At 69.7% G+C, this 18,320-nt stretch carries 9 protein-coding genes; 7 read left to right on the top strand and 2 right to left on the bottom strand.

Going from position 1 to position 18,320, the window contains the following annotated elements; genetic code table 11:
• Positions 1–509: 509 nt before the first annotated feature.
• From ACFWQG_RS10740 to ACFWQG_RS10770, 7 genes are all read left to right on the top strand, one after another.
• Entirely contained in the window at positions 510–2,396 is a 1,887-nt protein-coding gene (locus ACFWQG_RS10740) for an alpha/beta hydrolase-fold protein (RefSeq protein WP_378507737.1), read from the top strand.
• A 119-nt stretch (positions 2,397–2,515) separates the two neighbouring features.
• Entirely contained in the window at positions 2,516–3,061 is a 546-nt protein-coding gene (locus ACFWQG_RS10745; RefSeq protein WP_378507605.1) for a DUF732 domain-containing protein, read from the top strand.
• Positions 3,062–3,064: 3 nt separating this feature from the next.
• Complete coding sequence (locus ACFWQG_RS10750) at positions 3,065–4,030, top strand: cutinase family protein (protein WP_378507606.1); 966 nt, start codon at positions 3,065–3,067, stop codon at positions 4,028–4,030.
• 102 nt (positions 4,031–4,132) lie between these two features.
• Positions 4,133–5,125, top strand: a complete 993-nt coding sequence (locus tag ACFWQG_RS10755; protein WP_378507607.1) for an LLM class F420-dependent oxidoreductase — start codon at positions 4,133–4,135, stop codon at positions 5,123–5,125.
• Between the two features lie 171 nt (positions 5,126–5,296).
• A complete protein-coding gene (gene fadD32 / locus ACFWQG_RS10760) occupies positions 5,297–7,183 on the top strand; it encodes a long-chain-fatty-acid--AMP ligase FadD32 (RefSeq protein ID WP_378507608.1) in 1,887 nt (628 codons plus the stop codon).
• A 67-nt stretch (positions 7,184–7,250) separates the two neighbouring features.
• Positions 7,251–12,278: a polyketide synthase Pks13 gene (pks13, locus tag ACFWQG_RS10765; RefSeq protein WP_378507738.1), complete on the top strand. Its 5,028-nt coding sequence runs from the start codon at positions 7,251–7,253 to the stop codon at positions 12,276–12,278.
• Complete coding sequence (locus tag ACFWQG_RS10770; protein ID WP_378507609.1) at positions 12,279–13,823, top strand: acyl-CoA carboxylase subunit beta; 1,545 nt, start codon at positions 12,279–12,281, stop codon at positions 13,821–13,823.
• A gap of 57 nt (positions 13,824–13,880) precedes the next feature.
• Here the strand turns inward: ACFWQG_RS10770 and ACFWQG_RS10775 are convergent, their stop codons facing one another.
• Together ACFWQG_RS10775 and ACFWQG_RS10780 are read right to left on the bottom strand one after the other, a co-directional pair.
• Positions 13,881–14,852, bottom strand: a complete 972-nt coding sequence (locus ACFWQG_RS10775) for a hypothetical protein (RefSeq protein WP_378507610.1) — start codon at positions 14,850–14,852, stop codon at positions 13,881–13,883.
• Between the two features lie 173 nt (positions 14,853–15,025).
• A complete protein-coding gene (locus ACFWQG_RS10780; protein ID WP_378507611.1) occupies positions 15,026–18,313 on the bottom strand; it encodes an arabinosyltransferase domain-containing protein in 3,288 nt (1,095 codons plus the stop codon).
• Positions 18,314–18,320: the final 7 nt, after the last annotated feature.

Below are 18,320 nucleotides of genomic sequence, written 5' to 3' on the forward strand. Positions count from 1 at the left end.
GACACGGATGCCGCTCTGGCCGCCCACCCGGGCGGTCCGGGCGGCATCCGTCGTTTGACGGACACGTAACAAACGACACACACACCGCGCGTCACAGGCGTCACAGCAGTCCGGTGTGTACTAATGGGCACACGAGTGTTCAGGCGTCACAGCGGTGCGTGCGGGGGTCGGGGACCAGCCGACAGCCGCCGGGTTCCGACGGGGGTACAACGCGGAACCGGCCGACAGAGAAAGAGAGTCACCGTCACATGCGACCAGCATCGAGAAAGTTGGGTGCGCGTTTCGGGGGGAGCATCGGCTCCCCACGGCGACGCGGGCGCGCGTTGACCCTGCTGGCGGCCGCGCTGGTGCTGCCGACCGCGGCAGGCCTGACCACCGCCACCATCGCCTCCGCCGAGCCGTCCACGAGCCCGGCCGCGACGACCACCACCACCACCACCACCGTCGCGCCGCCGGACCCCGGGACGGACGTCCGGGAAACGCTGGCACCGAAATCGGCGACCACGCCGGTGTCCGCCACCGCGACGGAATCCGCGGAACCGACGACGACCACCACCGTCGCGCCGCCGACCACGACCGTCGCGGCCACGACCACGACGACCACCACGACCGCGGCACCGACCACGCCGCCGCCCGCCGCCGCGCCGCGGGTGATCTCGGCGCGGTCCGCGCCTGCACCGGACCGTTCGATCCCCGGCGTGTCGAAGGTGCAGTGGATCACCGACCGGCGGGTCGCGCTGTGGGTCGACTCGGCGGCGATGGGCGCACCGTTCCAGGTGCAGATCCTGCTGGCCAGGGACTGGAACGCCAGGCCGGACGCCACCTTCCCCGCGCTGTACCTGCTCGACGGACTGCGGGCGCGTGACGACGAGAGCGGCTGGACCATCGAGACCGATGCCGCCAGCTTCTACGCCGACAAGAATGTCAACGTCATCCTCCCGGTCGGCGGCCAGTCCAGCTTCTACTCCGACTGGCTGGAACCGGACAACGGCAAGTTCTACCAGCTGGAGACGTTCCTGACGAAGGAACTGCCCCCGGTGCTGGAGAACGGCATGCGGACCACCGGCACCCGCGGCGTGATCGGGCTGTCGATGGGCGGCACCTCGGCGATGTTCCTCGCCGCCCGCAACCCCGGCTTCTTCACGTTCGCCGGCTCGTTCTCCGGCTACCTGAGCACCACCTCGCTCGGCATGCCGCAGGCGCTGCAGTACGCGATGAACGATGCGGGCGGCTACAACGTCAACAAGATGTGGGGCCCGCCGAGCAACCCGCTGTGGAAGGAGCACGACCCGTACATCCTGGCGGAGAAGCTCAAGGGCACCAGCCTGTACATCTCCAGCGGCAGCGGCATGGCGGGCCCGTATGACCAGCCGTCCGGCATCCCCGGCGTGTCCACGAACTACGCGGGCATGGGCCTGGAGATTCTGTCCCGGCTGACCTCGCAGTCGTTCGCGACGAAGCTGAACAAGCTGGGGATCCCCGCGCAGGTCAACTACCGCCCGTCCGGCACCCACTCGTGGCCGTACTGGCAGTTCGAGATGCACCAGGCGTGGCCGCAGGTCGCGAACGCGCTCGGAACCGAGGTCAGCGCCCCGGCGTGCGGCCTGAACGGCGAGATCGGCGGGGTCGCGAACGCCAACCCGTGGCTCGGCGGCTGCGTGACCGGTGAATACTCGGTCGCCGGTGGCCTCGCGCAGGACTTCCGCAACGGCCGGATCTTCTGGTCGGGCGGCACCGGCGCCCAGGTGGTGACCGGGATGATCGGCGGCGAATACCAGGCGATGGGCGGTCCCGCCGGTCCGCTCGGATTGCCGTCCACCAGCGAGTTCGGCACCCCCGACGGCCGCGGCCGCGGCAACCACTTCCAGGCCGGGTCGATCTACTGGACCCCGCAGACCGGTGCGCACGCGGTCCGCGGCGCGATCCGCGACGAGTGGGCGCGGCAGGGCTGGGAGCTGGGCCCGCTCGGCTACCCGGTCGGCGACGAGGTCGACACCCCGACCAAGGACGGCGCGGTGCAGGGCTTCGAGATCGGTGCCATGTACTGGAGCCCGACCACCGGCGCGAACGCGGTGCAGGGGCTGATCATGCAGAAGTACGCCGAGCTGGGGTACGAGAACAGCTGGCTCGGGTTCCCCCGGTCCAGTGAGCGGGGCCCGATCCGGGACAACGGCCGGTTCAACGAGTTCGAGCACGGCAACATCTACTGGAGCCCGGCGAGCGGCGCGTGGTCGGTGAAGAACGGGCCGATCTTCGACGCCTGGGCCAGGGAGAACTATGAGGGCGGCCGGCTCGGCTACCCGATCAGTGACGAATATCCCTTCGAGGGTGGTGTCCGGCAGAACTTCCAGTTCGGCACCATCACCGCCAAGGGTGGAAACACCCAGCTCGGATAGCGAATCGACGTCGACGGGCCGGGTTGCGTAGAGCGGACCCGGCCCGTCGACGTCGGTACCCTCGACAGCGATCACCCGCGGCGTTCCGAGCGCCGACCACACAGAGGACTGTGACCCACATGCTCGTTTCTTCCCGTTCCCCGTTCGCCAGGGTGCTGGCCGTCGGCGCGTTCGCGGCCCTGTCCGTCGGGGTCCTCGCCGGCTGCGGCAGCGACGACTCGACGGCGTCGAGCACGCCGACCCTGACCACGGCGGCCGGATCGGGGTCGCCGACGGTGCCGCCGCTGGCGACCGGCATCGAGGTGCCCGCGTACACGACGCCGTCGGTCGCGGCGACCGCGCCGCCCGAGACCCCGGAGGCGGTGCCGAGCGGATTCCCCGGCCCCACCGAGGCCCCGGCCCTCGACGACCGCGGCCGCGCGTACCTGGAGGCGCTGAAGAAGGGTGGGGTGACCCCGGCCGACAACGGCGACATCGCGATCTCCACCGCGAACTACATCTGCGCGGCGAAGGAGAGCAACGTCGCCGAGGACGAGATTCTCGCGTACGTGACCGGCATGGCCGGTGTCGAGGCGGGGCTCGCCGGCGGGACGCCGACCGACGAGGACGCCACCAAGGCCGCCCGCGTCTACATCGACGCCGCACAGTCCACCTACTGCAAGTAAGCCATGTCTGCCGCACGGAAATCCCGCAGCCGCCTGCTGCGAACGCTGGTGGCCCTGATCGTGGTCCTGCTGGTCGCGCTCGTCGCGCTGGTGGCCTGGTACCTGCTCGCGGGCCGGGTCCCGAAGCCGCCGGTGACCCCGCCGGGGCCGGAGCGGCCGTCGGCGCAGCCCGCGAGCTGCCCCGACGTCCAGGTGGTCGCGATTCCCGGAACCTGGGAGTCCAGCGCCGCCGACGACCCGTTCGCCCCGACCGCGAACCCGAACTCCCTGATGCTCAACATCACCAGGCCGCTGCAGGCCGAGTTCGATCCGCAGCGGGTGCAGGTGTACACGGTGCCGTACGTGGCGCAGTTCTCGAACCCGGTCGCGCTGCCGCCGGACGGGCAGATGTCCTACAACAAGAGCCGCGGTGAGGGCACCGCGAAGGCAACCGACGTGCTGGCGGCGATGCACGCGGAGTGCCCGCTGACCAGTTTCGTGCTGACCGGGTTCTCGCAGGGTGCGGTGATCGCCGGTGACCTCGCGGCGAGCATCGGCGCCGGAACCGGGCCGGTCCCGGCGGACCTGGTGCTCGGGGTCGGGCTGATCGCCGACGGCAGGCGTGACCCGGCGGCCGGTGTGACCGTCGGCCCGCCGGTCGCGGGTGTCGGCGCGGAGTTGTCGCTGGCCGGGATCAAGCTGCCGGGCATCACGATGACCGGCGCCCGCCCCGGCGGATTCGGCGCGCTCAACGATCGGGCCGTGCAGATCTGTGCGCCGACGGACGGCATCTGTGATGCGCCTTCCGAGGCGTTCAAGCCGGGGAACTGGATGGGGAGCCTGTCCCGGCTCCTCGAATACGTCAACAATCCTGTGCACGCGCTGTATAACAGCTTCGTCGTTGATGGAAACGGCACCACGGCGACCCAGTGGATGACAAACTGGGCCGCTGAGAAGGTGCGTACGGCACCCACCCCTGCTCATGAGTGAGGGAGTCCCTGTGCACGAATAGGGGTGGGCGTCGGTACCCGATAGAGTGACCAACCGGTCACCAGCCGTTTCCGCACTGCCAGCTTTCAGGAGAATCGATCGATGAGTTCCGCCGACGCGCCCGCGCCGCGCAAGTTCCGGTTCGCGGCCGGTGGCGAGGGTAACGCCGACGAAGGCGGGGCCCGGCGCTTCGTCAAACTGGCCCAGCAGGCCGAGGAACTCGGGTACGACAGCTTCATGATCCCGGACCACCTCGGCAACCAGGTCGGCCCGATCGCGGCCCTCGGCGCCCTCGCCGTCGCCACCGACAAGATTCGGCTCGGAACGGCAGTGTTGGCCAACGGTTTTCGTCACCCCGCCGTCCTCGCGAAGGATGCAGCCACCATCGATGTGCTGTCCGGGGGACGCCTGGAGCTGGGCATCGGCGCGGGGTGGATGAAGGACGAGTTCGACAAGGCCGGGATCGCGTACGACCGGCCCGGTGTCCGCATTGCCAAGCTTGAGGAGTCCCTGCAGATCCTGGACACGCTGCTGCGCGGCCAGGAATGCACCTTCGAGGGCAAGTACTTCACGATCAACGGACTCAAGGGCAGCCCGCGACCGCGGCAGGGTCCGCGCCCCCCGATCGCGATCGGCGGCGGCGGCCCGAAGATGCTCGCGCTGGCCGCCAAGTACGCGGACATCGTGTCGCTGGCCCCGCCGAGCAACGCGGAGGGCCGGATGCTGCTCTCCGGGATCACGATGGAGGCCACCGCGGCCCGGGTCGACCGGATCCGGGAGGCGGCGGGGGACCGGTTCGACGACATCGAACTGAACTGGACGATCACCACGATCATGCCGACCGATGATCGGGAGGCGATGGCGGAGATGGCGTTGGCGGCGATCGCGAACGGGTACCCGCCGAACATCGAGGCGGACGTCACGCTGACCGTCGAGGAGATCCTCAACTCGCCGTACCTGGCGATCGGCACCTACGAGGAGATCGCCGACCAGATCAGGGCCGTTCGCGCGCGCACGTCGATGTCGTACGTCGGCATCTTCCCGACCCAGATGGAAGCGTTCGCGCCAGTCATTGCCCAGCTCAAGGGGGAATGACCGGCGTGGGACTGTAATATTCCGTTGGTTTGGGGTGCGAAACAGGTCGTTGTCAAGACGCGATCTGACTATTGCCACTAGACACTGATTGCATGATCCCCTCGCGGGAGCAGGGAATGAAGCCCGCCGGTGCGCGATCCTGGCGCCGGGGCTTGCCTTGGAGGAGAAGGTATGAAGAACTTCGATGACTACGTCGACGGATCCGGCCAGATCGTTCTGACGCCGGGCAACACCCTTGTCGACTACGTCGAGCAGCACACTCGGGACAACGCCGACGAGCTGGCATACCGCTACATCGACTACTCCCGTGAACGCGACGGCGAGGTGCACGAGCTCACCTGGAACCAGTTCGGGGTCCGGCTGCGCGCGGTCGCGGCGCGGCTGCAGCAGGTGACCAAGCCCGGCGACCGGGTCGCGGTCCTCGCCCCGCAGGGCCTCGACTACGTGATCTCGTTCTTCGCCGCCATCCACGCCGGGACCATCGCGGTGCCGCTGTTCGACCCGGACGAGCCCGGCCACACCGACCGCCTGCACGCGGTCCTCGGCGACTGCGAACCCGCAGCGATCCTCACCGCGTCCGAGTCGGCCGCGGGCGTCCGGCAGCTGTTCCGGTCGCTGCCCGCGCCGCAGCGGCCCCGGATCATCGCCGTCGACGCCATCCCGGACACCGTCGGCGAGACGTGGAGCAACCCGGATCCCGCCCTCGACGACATCGCCTACCTGCAGTACACGTCGGGCTCGACCCGCGTCCCCGCCGGTGTCGAGATCACCCACCGGGCGGTCGGCACGAACGCGCTGCAGATGGCCGACGCGATCGGGCTGAGCACCGACTCCCGCGGCGTCACCTGGCTGCCGCTGTTCCACGACATGGGCCTGCTGACGGTGATCCTGCCCGCGCTGGGCGGCAAGTACATCACGATCATGAGCCCGCGGGCGTTCGTCGCCCGCCCGTACCGCTGGATCAAGGAACTCGCCGCGGTCGCCGACGGTGCCGGCACGTTCGCGGCGGCGCCGAACTTCGCGTTCGAGCACGCCGCCGCCCGCGGCCTGCCGAAGAGCGGCGAGACCCTCGACCTGTCCAACGTGATCGGCCTGATCAACGGCAGCGAGCCGGTCACCACCTCGTCGATGCGCAAGTTCAACGAGGCCTTCGCGCCGTACGGGCTGCCGAAGACCGCGATCAAGCCGTCCTACGGCATGGCCGAGGCGACGCTGTTCGTCTCGACCACCGACCAGGCCGACGAGGCCAGGGTCATCTACGTCGACCGGGACCGGCTGGGGCAGGGCCGGATGGTCAAGGTCGCGCAGGACGCGCCCGGCGCCATCGCGCAGGTCTCCTGCGGGCACGTCGCGCGCAGCCAGTGGGCCGCGATCGTCGACCCCGAGACCGGTGCCGAGGTCGCGGACGAGCACGTCGGCGAGATCTGGCTGCACGGCAACAACATGGGCATCGGCTACTGGGGCCGCACCGACGAGACCGCGCAGACCTTCCACAACAAGCTCACCGACCGGCTGACCGAGGGCAGCAAGGCCGACGGCACCCCCGCGGACGCGAACTGGATGCGCACCGGCGACTACGGCGTCTACGTGGACGGCGAGCTGTACATCACCGGCCGGGTCAAGGACCTGGTGATCGTCGACGGCCGCAACCACTACCCGCAGGACCTCGAGTTCTCGGCGCAGGAGTCGAGCACCGCGCTGCGGCCCGGGTTCGTCGCCGCGTTCGCGGTGCCGGCGAACCAGCTGCCCGCGGAGGTCTTCGAGTTCGGCGCCGCCGGCCTCAGCTACGACGCGGACGACGCCTCCGAGCAGCTCGTGGTCGTCGCCGAACGCGCCCCCGGCGCGGGCAAGGCCGACCCGGCCCCGGTCGCCGACGCGGTGCGGGCGGCGATCTCCGGTCGGCACGGGGTCACCGCGCGCGACGTGCTGCTGGTGCCCGCCGGTTCCATCCCCCGCACGTCCAGCGGAAAAATTGCGCGACGCGCCTGCAAGGCCGCGTACATCGAGGGCACCCTGCGCGGCGGCTACCAGCAGACCGCGTTCCCGGACAGCGTCTGAACGCGCAACCGTCCCCGACGACCCCTCCGACGACGAGTAGCGTGATGCACTGATGGCTGAGACAGAGATGACGGTCGCGCAGCTGCGCGAATGGCTGCGGAACTGGGTTGCCGGGGTCACCGGGCAACCGGTCGACCAGATTTCCGACGACCGGCCGATGGAGGAGTTCGGCCTGTCGTCGCGGGACGCCGTCGCCCTGTCCGGGGAGATCGAGGACCTGCTCGGCGTCACCCTGAGCGCGACCGTCGCCTACCAGCATCCGACGATCGCCTCGCTCGCGACCCGGATCATCGAGGGCGAGCCGGAGGCACCGGAGGGCGCGGACGAGGCCGGGTACTACGCGCCACGCGACCTGTCCGGCGCGCACGACGTCGCGATCGTCGGCCTTGCGTCCCGGTTCCCCGGAACCGGGCACACCCCCGACGAGATGTGGCGGCTGCTGATCGAGGGCCGGGACGCGGTCACCGACCTGCCCGAGGGACGCTGGTCGGAGTTCGCGGCCGACCCGCAGATCGCGGACGCCATCGCGAAGGCCAACACCAAGGGCGGCTACCTCGACGACGTGAAGGGCTTCGACGCGGAGTTTTTCGCGATGTCGCCGCTCGAGGTCCGCAACGTCGACCCGCAGCAGCGGCTCGCGCTGGAACTGGCGTGGGAGGCGCTTGAGCACGCCCACATCCCGGCCAACGAGCTCAAGGGCGAGCAGGTCGGTGTGTTCATCGGCAGCTCCGCCAACGACTACCAGCTGCTCGCGGTCAGCGACCCGGTGCACGCGCACCCGTACGCGCTGACCGGCACCTCCACCTCGATCGTCGCGAACCGGGTCTCCTACTTCTACGATTTCCGCGGCCCGTCCGTCGCGATGGACACCGCCTGCTCGTCGTCGCTGGTCGCGGTGCACCAGGCGGTCCGGTCGCTGCGCACCGGCGAATCGGACATCGCGCTGGCCGGCGGCGTCAACATGCTGATCGCGCCCGCCGGGACCCTCGGCTTCGACGAGACCGGTGTCCTCACCGCCGACGGCAAGATCAAGGCGTTCTCCTCCGACGCGAACGGCATCGTCCGCGCCGAGGGCGGCGGCCTGGTCGTCCTCAAGCGGCTCGAGGACGCCGAACGCGACGGCGACACGATCCTCGCCGTCATCGCCGGATCCGCCGTCAACCAGGACGGCCGCTCCAACGGCATCGTCGCCCCGAACCCGGACGCGCAGGCCGACGTGCTGCGCGCCGCCTACCGGGACGCGGGCATCGTGCCGTCCGGCGTCGACTACATCGAGGCGCACGGCACCGGCACCATCCTCGGCGACCCGATCGAGGCGGATGCCCTCGGTCGCGTCGTCGGCCGCGGCCGCGACGCCGACAAGCCGGCGCTGCTCGGCTCCGCGAAGACCAACTTCGGCCACCTCGAGTCCGCGGCGGGCGCCGCCGGGCTGATCAAGGTCGTACTGGCGATGCGGGAGGACAAGCTCCCGCCGTCGCTGAACTATGCGGGCCCCAACCCGTACATCGACTTCGCCGGGGCGCACCTGCAGGTGATCCCCGAGGCCACCGACTGGCCGCGGTACACCGGTCGCGCGATCGCGGGCGTCTCCGGCTTCGGCTTCGGCGGCACCAACGCCCACGTCGTGGTGCGCGAGTATGCGCCTGCGGCGCCCGTGAGTCCTTCTGGTCTCGAGGCGGGCCAAAAGGACGCACAGGCGGCGGAGCCGCTCGACGTCGCGGCCGAGGCGGAGTCCGTCCTGGCCGACGCCGCCGAGTCGATGGGCATCGAGGCGCCTGCGGCACCTGTGAGTCCTTCTGGTCTCGAGGCGGGCCAAAAGGACGCACAGGCGGCGGAGCTGCCGGTGCTGCTGCCGGTGTCGGCGTCGATGCCGTCCCGCCGTCGCCGCGCCGCGTCCGACCTTGCCGACTGGCTCGAGACGGAGATCGGCAGCACCACCGGACTCGACGACCTGGCCCGCACCCTCGCCGGGCGCAACCACGGCCGCTCCCGCGCGGTGGTGCTGGCCCGCACGCACGCCGAGGCGATCGCCGGACTGCGTGCCGTCGCGGCGGGCAAGCCGGGGCCCGGCGTCTTCTCCGCCGACGCGCCCGCCGCGAAGGGCGCGGTGTGGGTGTTCTCCGGGTTCGGGTCGCAGCACCGCAAGATGGCCAAGCAGCTGTACCTGAACAATCCGGTGTTCCGGGCCGCCGTCGACCAGGTCGACGAGCTGATCGAGTTCGAGACCGGCTACAAGATGGCCGAGAAGTTCCTCGACGACGCCGTCGACTACGACGTCGAGACCTCCCAGGTCGGCATCTTCACCATCCAGATCGGCCTGGCCGCACTGCTGCGGCAGCACGGCGCCGAGCCGGAGGCCGCGGTCGGGCACTCGATGGGCGAGGCCGCCGCGGCGTATGTCACCGGGGGGCTCTCCCTCGAGGATGCGGTCCGGGTCATCACCGCCCGTTCCCGGCTGATGGGTGAGGGCGAGTCCGCGCTGGTCGGCGACGACATCCGGCTGATGGCGCTGGTCGAGTACAGCGCCGCCGAGATCGAGGGCGTGCTCGGCGACTTCCCGCACCTCGAGGTCTGCGTGTACGCGGCACCGACGCACACCGTCATCGGCGGCCCCCAGCCCGAGGTCGAGGCGATCGTCGCGCGGGCCGAGGCCGAGGAGAAGATGGGCCGGATCCTGCAGACGAAGGGCGCCAGCCACACGTCGCAGGTCGACCCGATCCTCGGTGAGCTGGCCGCGGAACTCGCAGGCATCGAGCCGCACCCGCTGACCGTCGGGCTGTACTCGTCGGTCGACAAGGAGACCTTCTACCGGGCAGGCCACGGCCCGATCCACCCGGTCGAGTACTGGACCAAGGGCATGCGGCACAGCGTGTACTTCACCAACGCGGTGCGGATGGCCGTCGACGCCGGACACACCACGTTCGTCGAGTTGGCACCGAACCCGGCGACGCTGATGTCGGTGGCCGCCACCGTGTTCGACGCGGGCGTGCACGACACCCAGCTGATCCCGACGCTCAAGCGCAAGGAGGACGAGGAGGTCGGCGTCCTGACCGCCCTCGCGCAACTGTACGTACACGGGCAGCCGGTGAACCTGTCGTCGCTGCTGCCCGCCGGCGGCTACGCGAACCCGCCGCGGACGGCGTTCCTGCGTAAGGAGCACTGGCTCGACATTCAGGTCAGCACCGGTGGGTCGGGACGCCCCCCCGGCGCGCACGTGTCGCTGCCCGACGGCAGGCACGTGTGGGAGGTCGCGGCCTCCGCCGTCGCCGACCTGAACACGCTCGCGGCATCCGCTGCCGCGCAGGTCCTCTCGGACGTGACGCTGACCGCGGCGATCGCCCGCGGCGACCTCCCGCCGTCGGGAACCCTCACCACCACCCTCGCGCCGCACCCCGGTGGCGGTGCGCTGCAGGTGCATTCGAAGACCGACGGCACCTTCACGTTGCTGCTCGACGCGGTGGTCAGCTCCGGTGCGGCGCTGCCCGAACCGGTGATCGCCGCACCCGCGGCACGGTCCAGTTCGCCGATGGAGGAGCTGCCGGAGGTCGTCGAATCCTTCGGCGACACGTGGGATCCGAACGGAAGCCAGTCCCTCGAGGATCGGCTGGCGCTGATTGTTGCCGAGTCGATGGGCTACGCGGTCGAGGACCTGCCCGCCGAGATCCCGCTGATCGAACTGGGTTTGGATTCGCTGATGGCGGTGCGGATCAAGAACCGCGTCGAGTACGAGTTCGATATCCCGCAGTTGCAGCTCACCGCGGTCAAGGACGCGAACCTGCGCGAGGTCGAGAAGTACCTGCGCTACGCGGTCGAGAACCGGGACGAGGTCGCGGCGCTCGCCGCGCAGCAGCAGGCGGAGAAGGAGGCCGAAACTGCCTCCGAGGCGATGGATTCCGTGCTCGGCGCGGAGACCACCAGTCCGGTCGCGGAGGCGGAGGAGATCCTCTCCGCCGAGGCACCGGACGGCGCTGCCGTCGCCGCCCCGAGCGTCGGCGACGCCTCCGACGAGGACGTCAACGTGCCGCCGCGCGACGCAGCCGAACGCCTGACGTTCGCCACCTGGGCGGTGGTGACCGGCAAGTCCGCGAGGGGCATCTTCAACATTCTCCCGGTCCTCGACGACGACACCGCCGAGAAGCTGGCCGCGCGCCTGAGCGACCGCGCCGGTGGCGACGTGAGCTTCGATGACGTCCTCGACTGCGAGACGATCGAGCAACTCGCCGAGAAGGTGCGGCCGCATCTCGAGGACGAGGGCAAGATCGACGGACTCGTCCGGGTGCTCCGAGCGCGTCCCGAAGGCTCCTCAGCCGTACCGGTTTTCGTCTTCCACCCGGCCGGCGGATCCACCGTCGCGTACGAGCCGCTGCTCAAGCGACTCCCCGCAGGAACCCCGATGTACGGCTTCGAACGCACCGAGGGGCCGATCGAGGTCCGGGCCCGCGAGTACCTGCCGCTGATCACCGAGATCCAGGGCGACGGACCGTACGTGCTGTACGGCTGGTCACTCGGCGGCGCGCTGTCCTACGCGGTGGCGAAGCTGCTGCGTGAGCAGGGCAAGGACGTCCGGGTCGTCGGCCTGATCGATACCGTGATGGCGGGCGAGGAGGTCGAGGACACCCCCGACGAGATCCGCAAGCGCTGGCAGCGGTACGCCGCATTCGCGAAGAAGACCTACAACGTCGACGCGCCGCTGCCGTACGACAAGCTCGCGGCGGCGGAGTCCGACGAGGAGCAGATCGAGATCCTGATGAACCTGCTCAAGGTGAGCGGCGCGAAGATCCCGGGCGGGATCATCGAGCACCAGCGCACCTCGTGGCTCGACAACCGGGCGCTGCAGACCGTCAGGCCGGACCGCTACGACGGCCACGTCGTCCTGTACATGGCGGACAAGTACCACGACGACGCGATCGCGCTCGAGCCCGCGTTCGGGACGCGCACCCCCGACGGCGGGTGGGCGAAGGTCGCCGAGGACCTCGAGGTCGTCTACGTCGGCGGTGACCACGTCCAGATCGTCGACGAACCGTACATCGCGAAGGTGGGTGCCGATCTGACCGAACGGCTGGCCGCCATCGAAGCCGAGAACCGGAGTAACTGAGTGAGCACCACCACCGCCGAGAAGCTGGCCGAACTGCGGGAGAAGCTCGAGGTCTCGAAGGCCCCCGGCAACCCGAAGGCGATCGAGAAGCGTCGGGTGAAGGGCCTTCCGACGCCTCGCGAGCGCATCGACATGCTGCTCGACCCCGGCACCTTCGTCGAGTTGGGGCAGCTCGCCAGGCAGCCCGGCGACCCGTCGAACCCCTACGGTGACGGCGTCGTCACCGGTCACGGGCTCGTCGACGGCCGCCCGGTCGCGGTGTTCGCCCACGACCAGACCGTTTTCGGCGGTGCGGCAGGCGAGATCTTCGGCCGAAAAGTGGCTGCGGTCAACGACTTTGCGATCAAGATCGGTTGCCCCGTTGTCGGCATCAACGAGTCGGCGGGTGCCCGCATCCAGGACGCGGTGACGTCCCTGGCGTGGTACGCCGAAATGGGTCGCAGGCAGGAACCGCTGTCGGGGATGTGCCCGCAGATCTCGATCATCCTCGGCAAGTGCGCGGGCGGTGCCGTCTACGCACCGATCAACACCGACGTCGTGATCGCGACCGAAGAGTCGTACATGTTCGTCACCGGACCCGACGTGATCAAGTCCGTCACCGGCGAGGACGTCAGCCTCGACGAGCTCGGTGGCGCACGGAATCAGGTGGAGTACGGCAACATTCACCACGTCGCGCCCGACGAGAAGGCCGCGTTCGAGTGGGCGCGCAAGTACCTGAGCTACATGCCGTCGAGCTGCACCGAGCAGCCGCCGATCATCAACCCCGGCCTTGAGCCGGAGATCACCCCGGACGACCTCGAGCTCGACACGTTCATGCCGGACGCCGACAACGCGGGCTACGACATGCACGACATCCTGGTGAAGATCTTCGACGACGGGGACTTCCACGAGGTCCGCAGTCAGACGGCGCAGAACATCATCACCGGCTTCGCGCGGGTCGACGGCCGTCCGGTCGGTGTCGTGGCGAACCAGCCGATGCACCTGTCCGGTGCGCTGGACGCCGCCTCCTCCGACAAGGCCGCCCACTTCGTCCGCGTCTGCGACGCCTACGACATCCCGCTGGTGTTCGTCGTCGACACCCCCGGCTTCCTGGTCGGGGTGGAGCAGGAGAAGATCGGCGTCATCAAGCGCGGTGGCCGGTTCCTGTTCGCGTTCGTCGAGGCGACGGTCCCGAAGGTCACCGTCGTGGTGCGCAAGTCGTACGGCGGCGGCTACGCGGTGATGGGCTCCAAGCAGCTCGGCGCCGACATCAACTTCGCCTGGCCGACCGCCCGGATCGCGGTCATGGGCGCGGAGGGCGCGGTCAACATCATCGGGCGCAGGCAGATCGAGGCAGCTGGCGAGAACGCACCCGCGGTGCGCCGGGACCTGATCAACTTCTACAACGAGCACGTTGCGACGCCGTACATTGCCGCCGAGCGCGGCTACGTCGACGCGGTGATCGATCCGTCGACCACCCGCCTCGAGATCCGCAAGGCCCTCACCGTGCTCCGCGACAAGACCGTTTTCAAGAATCCGCGCAAGCATCACCTGCTGCCGTTCTGACCCCCATACAGGTTCCCTAATGTCACATTGGCGCACTCCACGATCCCCAATGTGACATTAGGGAACCTTGGGGCGGAGTCGAACCTTTGGGCGTGGTCGGGACGCAGCGTGCCCGTAATTGTCCCTGAGGTCTTGCAGTGCGAGTGCGGGGTTCTGGCGCAGCGTCTTCGGCAGATGGCACAGCACGACTATCCCCGCCGCCTGCATGCGCGCCCGACGGAGCACGGTTGCCTCGTGATCGGTCAGGGTCAGGTGGTGCTTGAGGGAGTCGATTTCCCAGGCCATCGCAACATCGTCGATCCAACCGTCCGGCGACGCGACGAATTCCCCGTTGTGGGTTTCGACCTCGCGGTTGTGCACCATCGTGGGCAGCCCGCTCCGCTTGTAGATGCGTTGGGCGTGGATCTCCTCGACGGAATGCGCATCGTCGGCAAGCTCTCTCAGGACGGATCTGGCCAGGGCGGTCCCACGACGGGAGCCCTCGGCGAGTTCGATCGCGAGCTCCTCGAGCGAGGTGTCGCCGCGCTGGATGACCTCGGCCAGCAGTGCGCGGCAGTCGTCGCGCCGACCGATTCGCCGCGCCGCGTCCATCGCTGCCCTGGTGACCGAGGCGTAGCGAACGGGTCCACGGTCGCTGATCTCGCTGGCGTCCGGCATGCGCCAGGTCCGTTCGACCTTGACGTACCCGGTCGGTGCCCGGTGCCGTGATGCGGGAATGAGGAGCAGGACGTCCGACATTGTCGCCGAACGACGGAATCCGTGCTCAGCGAGTGCGGCGTGACCGGACAGGACGCTGTCAGGTCCGCCGTACATCAGGGCGGCGGTCGCACGCTGTCGTGCACTGGGGACCCCGTTGTGCAGCAGAATGATCCCGGGAAGAATCCGTTGCCACGGACCGCCCGGAAGGCAGTAGCGGGCGAGGGTCTTCGGTGCGACGCCGAGACCGCGGAGGGTGCTCGACCGGATGGCTAGGTTCGTGCTGTACCCGACGAGCGTGTTGTAGTCGTCGGCCCATTTTCCGCGTCGCATGCCGTCAGTGTGGGTGGTCGCCGGCGCGGGAGGTCCCGTCCGAGCCCCGACTCCTGGCGTTCTGTGGATGAATCTCCGGCCTGTGGATAGTTGAGATTCCTCCACACCGGAGGTTCCCTAATGTCACATTCAGGATCGTGGAGTGAGTCAATGTGACATTAGGGAACCTCGGGCTATGGGTAGACGCGCATCATGCCGGGGCTCCAGAAGCCGGAGCGGGTCACCGTGGCCGTGTCGACGGTGGCCGGGGTGGCGTCGGGGAAGTGCCGGGTGTACCGCTCCAGCGCGCCCCAGTCCCGACCCCAGTCGTCCTTCATGTAGGTGGGGACGGTGGAGGATTCGGCGAGCATTTCGGTCCAGCCGAGCGGGCCGCCGTTCTCCGCGGCCTGCCAGGTGTCGGTGGAGCTGACGGCCAGCGGCCGGTCCGGCAGGATCCGGTAGCCCGGCATCTCCGCGACGCCGTAGCGGTGGTCGAACGGGCGTTGACACGGGAACTGCAACCCGACGGCCCAGTCCAGCAGCACCGGCTGCTCGGAGCCGAGATAGGTGTTCAGTGTCTGCAGCTGCGGCACCCGCGGCGGGGTGAACGCCAGCCACTGGTCACCGGAGAGGTTCGGGTCGTTGGCGGTGATCCGGACGGTGTCGGTCTCGGCGGGCAACTCGTCCAACGGGATCCGCAGATTCCGCCACGACGGGGCGGGCCCGATGTCCTTGGGCAGGTAGCTGCCGAGGATGGTGACGGTGCCGTCGGCCTCCCGATGGCCGTACTCAAGGCGCAGGGCCTGCCCGTAGGTCACCTCGCCGTCCTTCGACTCCGACCAGATGCGGCCCGCCGCCGTCACCACGACGAGCGGGGCGTCGTCGCTGCGGGCGGGCAGCGCGTACCAGCTCGACGTCAGCAGCGCGGGCTCCTGCACCCCGGTCTGGTAGCTGCCGAGGACCGGGGTGGTGGCCGGGTCGAGGCCGAACGGCAGCTTCGCGGTCGATCCGTTGACGCCGCGGGCCCCGGTGCCGCCCTCGGTGCCGGCACTGGCGCCGGTGACGAATTCCGGTCCGACGGACTGGTTGTCGGTGTTCGCCTGACCGGGCTTGACCTCGGTGTAGTCGGCGGTGAGGTCGGATGGAACCCCGTCGGGGCCGAAGCCGACGGCGTTCACGCCTGCGAGCGGATCCGTGACCCCGGGTTCCGGGAGTGGTTGCAGCCGACCGGCGTTCGGGTCGGCCTCGGTGAGCACGTGGTCGGCGAGCCCGCACGGCGACCCGGTGACGGCGTCGATGTTGGAGCGCGCCAACGAGTACGCCGGGTACTGCGCGACCGCGCCCTTCGTCAGGGACAGCACCTCGAACAGCACCATCAGTGCCGCGACGACGGTCAGCGGCATCGCGGCCAACGCCGTGATGCGGCGTCGACGGCTGCCCGACGCCCGCACCTGCTTGCCGATGAAGTCCTCGCGGAAGTACTGCCAGCCGACCAGCAGCACGCACGCCACGAACAGCACCAGCAGCACGGTGTTGACCTGGATCCCGGCCAGGGAGACGGTCTTGTCGAACCACGGGATGCCGTAGCTGGAGACGTACCACCAGCCGTTGATGCCGGAGAACGAGAAGGCGAGCACCAGCAGCAGACCGGCCGCGAACATGGTCCGGTTGCGACGCGAGCGCAGCGCCGTCGCGGACACCGCGACCGCGGTCAGCGCGGCGAGGGCGCCCGCGATGCCCGCGTACACGCCGAAGTGGTGGGTCCACTTCGTCGGGTTGAACATCATGAAGAAGACGGTGCCGAACACGACGCCGAGCAGACGCCACGACGGCCCGACGGCGGCGCCGGGAACCCGCTTGCGGCGCAGCAACACGAACAGCGTCGTGAACAGGCACAGCACCATCACCAGGAACGCGAACCGGCGGGAGACCGAACCGTCGACGGTCTGCACGAACAGGTAGTAGTAGCGCAGGAACTCCTCGTACCACTGCATGTTCGGGCCGATCAGGGTGCGCACCCGGGTGGCCTCGCGAACCCCGGCGAAGGTCTGGTCGGCGAACACCGCGACCAGCACCACCGCGCCGGACGCGAGCAGCGGCGCCACCAGCGGCCAGGTGCCGACGGCGCGGTGCCTGCGGACGACGATGCGGACCATCGGCCGGGCGCCCGCGAGCAACGCGGCGACGCACATCAGGCCGGTGGGGGCGGCGCCGAGCGAGAACGCGGCGATCATGATTGCGACGGCGGCAGGGAGCAGGCGGCCGGTGGCGATGGACCGTTCGACCGAGCACCAGGTGAGCAGGGCGCCGAGCGCGACGATCGGCTCGGGGCGCAGGCCGTTGTCGTAGGGCAGCCAGAACGCGAGGAACACCAGGCCGCCGGTCCACACCGCGGCCTGGTTCAGGCGGACGGCGCGGCCGAGCCGGGGGAGCACCTCCCGGCTGATGACCAGCCAGCACAGGATGCCCGCGATCAGGGCGGGCAGCCGCATCCAGGGGCTGGCGGTGGAGACCTTCGCCATCGCCGCGAGGACGTCGTAGTACCAGCCGAACGGCGCCTCGGGGACCCCGAACCAGCGAAAGTAGTTCGCCATGTAGCCGGAATGCTCGGACACCCGGGCCATCGTCAGCAGGTAGCCGTCGTCGGAGGTGTTCGCGCCGATGAAGTGCCACAGCACCAGGGTGCCGACGATCACCCCGTCCAGCGGACGGACCCGCCACCAGTGCGACGGGAAGAAGCGGCGGGCGCGGCGGCCGTCGATGCCGTCGAGGCGGTGCAGCGCGACCAGGGAACTGACCGTCAGCAGCACCGCGAGCACCATCGCGGCGAGCTTGACCAGGGTCGGGGACGACGAGAACCGGGAGTCGAGGTTGGAGGTGAACGTGAGGCCGTCGGGGGCGGCACCGGTCAGGTCGGTGAAGACGCCGACGACCTGCGGGCGCAGGTCGCCGGTGAGGGTGCCGGTGACGGGGTTGCCGTCGACGGTCAGGCCCTCGAAGGTGGCGGTGGTGGCGTCGATGTCCGAGCTGATGGCGATCGCCGTGCAGCCGCCGCCCGCGACCGCGTCCCTGGGCGCGGAGGCGACGACGACGTTCCGGTCGAGGACGTCGACGCTGGTCTCGGTGACCCGGACGGACATCGCGTTCAGCGGGGCGCCGCTGCCGTCCGGTGGTGCGGTGCCGAGCAGCAGCCCACCCGACGCGGGCAGGTCGTCGACCAGGCGGCAGGGGATCGACGCCCGCAGGTCGATCGGCACCTGCGCCATCAGCGGCGCCTCGACGCTGCCGACGGTGCCGGCCTGCGGCCAGTTCAGGGTCGCCGCGGTCTGCGTGATCGGCAGGAACGGGGTCGCCACCGCGAGCACGAACCCGAGCAGACCGGTCACGATCGCGACCAGCCGGGCGGTCCGGTACTGGGTGCGCGGGTCGGGTAACGGTGCTGGCGCGGGGGCGGGCGCGGTGGCGGTCAGGGCGTCGGACACGGTTGTC

The organism is Rhodococcus sp. NPDC058532 (genome assembly GCF_042719255.1).
Taxonomy (GTDB): domain Bacteria; phylum Actinomycetota; class Actinomycetes; order Mycobacteriales; family Mycobacteriaceae; genus Rhodococcus_G.

Bases quoted from the DNA above. Each gene is read 5' to 3' on its own strand.
- ACFWQG_RS10755 (WP_378507607.1), top strand. From the start codon at position 4,133: ATGAGTTCCGCCGACGCGCCCGCGCCGCGCAAGTTCCGGTTCGCGGCC.
- pks13 (WP_378507738.1), top strand. From the start codon at position 7,251: ATGACGGTCGCGCAGCTGCGCGAATGGCTGCGGAACTGGGTTGCCGGG.
- ACFWQG_RS10750 (WP_378507606.1), top strand. From the start codon at position 3,065: ATGTCTGCCGCACGGAAATCCCGCAGCCGCCTGCTGCGAACGCTGGTG.
- fadD32 (WP_378507608.1), top strand. From the start codon at position 5,297: ATGAAGAACTTCGATGACTACGTCGACGGATCCGGCCAGATCGTTCTG.
- ACFWQG_RS10745 (WP_378507605.1), top strand. From the start codon at position 2,516: ATGCTCGTTTCTTCCCGTTCCCCGTTCGCCAGGGTGCTGGCCGTCGGC.
- ACFWQG_RS10775 (WP_378507610.1), bottom strand. From the start codon at position 14,852: ATGCGACGCGGAAAATGGGCCGACGACTACAACACGCTCGTCGGGTAC.